Origin of the sequence: Pseudomonas syringae (assembly GCF_002157375.1) — a bacterium.
In the GTDB taxonomy this organism is placed as follows: Bacteria; Pseudomonadota; Gammaproteobacteria; order Pseudomonadales; family Pseudomonadaceae; genus Aquipseudomonas; species Aquipseudomonas syringae_T.
Map to the genome: position 1 here is coordinate 1 of NZ_MTSA01000043.1, position 2,831 is coordinate 2,831.

At 62.9% G+C, this 2,831-nt stretch carries 1 protein-coding gene; it reads right to left on the bottom strand.

Going from position 1 to position 2,831, the window contains the following annotated elements; translation table 11 throughout:
* A partial coding sequence (locus BW686_RS25900; RefSeq protein ID WP_143516563.1) for a non-ribosomal peptide synthetase occupies positions 1-2,831 on the bottom strand: 2,831 nt, incomplete at both ends.

Consider the following 2,831-nt stretch of genomic DNA (forward strand, 5'->3'; position numbering starts at 1 on the left):
TGTCCCGTGGGTAGTCGGCGGCCGTGTCGTTGAAACCGTGCAGCAGTTGCTCGCGTTCAGCGGTTGGCAATACCGAAAGATTCGCCAGTGGCGTCTGTGGACGTTGCTCCAGCGCCTCGATCAGCTGCATCAGGGCGGCATTCATGTAAGCCGCCACGCGGGCCGCGCCAATGCCTTCTTCCACCAGCACGGTCAGGCCGAAACCGTCGCCCTGATCATCCACCGAAAGCGTCAGCGGGTAGTTGTTACGTTCTTCGCCGGCCAGGGTTTCAATGCCCTGCCACGCCGGCGACAGCGCGTGTTCGCCCGGTGCGGCGCTGTAACGGTAGTTGAGCAGCGCACTGAACAGCGGCGTCGAAGCCGACACGCCACTGCAGCGTTGCGCCAGTGCCAGCGGCGCATGTTCGTGAGTCAGCAATGCACTCAAACGGGCGTGAGTCTGACGAACGCCGGCCTGAACCTCGCAAGCGCCGAGTTGCAGCCTGACCGGCAGCGTGTTGATGAACATGCCCAAGGCACGGTCTGCACCTTCGCCGCCGCTCATGCGGCCCATCAGTACGGTGCCGAACACCACGTCATCGCGTCCGCTGGCGGCGCCTATGACCTGAGCCCAGGCCAGATGGTGAAGGCTGGCGGCGCTGACCCCGAGCTGGCGGGCCTGAGCACGCAATCGCTGGCTCAGGTCCGGGCTCAATTGGGCGTGGTATTCCTCGATACGCGGGCCTGCGCCTTGCACTTCATGCAGACCGAACGGCAGGGTCGGCTCGTCAATATCACCCAGCATGTCCCGGAAGAACGCTTCATGGGCTTCACGGCTGACACCCAGTCGCGCCTGCGCCACGTAGTTGCGATACGGCACCGGCTCGCCCAGCCGCTGTGGCTCGCCCAACAGGCAGGCTTCCATTTCCTGGCTAACCACTTCGAGTGCGGTGTGGTCCAGCACCAAATGATGGAACAGCAACAACGCGACCCAGCGCTGATTGATCGGGTCTTCGGCGTAGGCAATCTGCATCAGCGGAGCCTGACGCAGGTCCATGCGGTATTCGCGGGCATCAAAGCGCGCCTGCAAATGGGCGATCACGTCCGACGTGCCGGCATCGATCTGCTCCAGGCCCAGTTGCGCCTGGCGCCAGACCACCTGAACCGGCTCGTCCAGGCCTTCCCAGAACAGCGAAGTGCGCAGAATGTCGTGGCGATCGATCACGCGTTGCAGCGCGTCGGTAAAGCTGTCCAGCCGGTCCTTGCTGTCGAAGCCGAACACCGCCTGCAGCACATACGGATCTCCCTGCTCTGCGGCCAGGTGGTGATAGAGAATCCCCTCCTGCAGCGGCGCCAGCGGGTAGATGTCCTGAACATTGGCCGCGCCGCCCGGCACGCTGGCCACGATGCGGTCCAGTGCCGTCTGGTCCAGCGTGACCAGTGTCAGCAGCTCCGGCGTGATGTTCACGCAGCCCGGCGCGATCAGATTGGCCGGCACCCGGATTTCAGTGCCGCCGCCCAATGCAGTGGCCAGCGCAGCCACGGTCGGCTGACTGAACAGCACGCGCACATCGGCGCTCAAGCCTTTCTGGCGCATGCGTTCGATCAGTTTGACCGCCAGCAGCGAGTGGCCGCCCAGTTCGAAAAAGTGGTCGTGACGGCCGACACGCTCGACCTGCAGCACGTTCGCCCAGATGTGCGCCAACGCGGTTTCGACCTCGCCCTGTGGCGCTTCGTAACCTCGGCGGATCAATGCCTGCGCGTCCGGGGCCGGCAGGGCCTTGCGGTCCAGCTTGCCGTTGGGGGTCAGCGGGAATGTGTCCAGATGCACGTAGGCCGCCGGGATCATGTAATCCGGCAACTGGCTTTGCAGGTGAACGCGCAACGACTCGATGTCCGTCGTTCCGGTGCCGTCAGACGTGAAGTACGCCACCAGACGCTTGTCGCCCGGTACGTCCTCGCGGGCCATGACCACGGCTTCTTTCACGTCAGCGTGACGAGTCAGTTTCGCTTCGATTTCACCCAGTTCGATACGGAAGCCACGGATCTTCACCTGGTCGTCATTACGGCCCAGGTATTCGATGTTTCCGTCCGCCAGCCAACGGCCGAGGTCGCCGGTGCGGTACATACGCGCGGTCGGGCCGGTGCTGAACGGGTCGTTCAGGAAGCGCTCGGCGGTCAGGTCATCGCGGTTCAGATAACCACGCGCGACGCCAGCACCGCCGATGTACATTTCACCCGGCACGCCCAGCGGCACCGGCTGCTGGTGCTCATCGAGCAGGTAGAACTGCGTGTTGGCGACGGGTTTGCCGATGTGTGCGGCAAACCCGTTGGCGCGGTCCATTGCCACCCAGCTTGAGTAGGTGGTGGTTTCCGAGGGGCCATAAAGGTTGCACAGACGCTGAACGTGCGTCTGAGCGAACAGGTCTTCGACAAGCTGGCCTTTGAGCGCTTCACCCGCGACGTTCACGGTGTGTACGCCTGCTTGCAGGCCACCTGATTCCAGCAAGGCTTTCAAGGCTGATGGCACGGTGTTGATCAGGGTGATGTCGTGCTCACCCTCTTGCAGGGCCAGCACATTGTTGACCACCTCGATTGAGCCGCCTGACACCAGCGGTGCAAAGCACTCGTAAACTGCCAGGTCGAAGTTCAGCGAGGTGGAAAACAGGGTTTTCGCCAATACCGACGGTTCGAACGAACGCTGCGCCCAGGTCAGGAAGTTGACCGTGTTGCGGTGTTCGATCATCACGCCTTTCGGTAACCCGGTGGAGCCGGAGGTGTAGATGACATAGGCCAAATGGGCTGGCGTCAGATTCTCAACCAGCGGATTACAGACGGATTTGTCCTGCCAG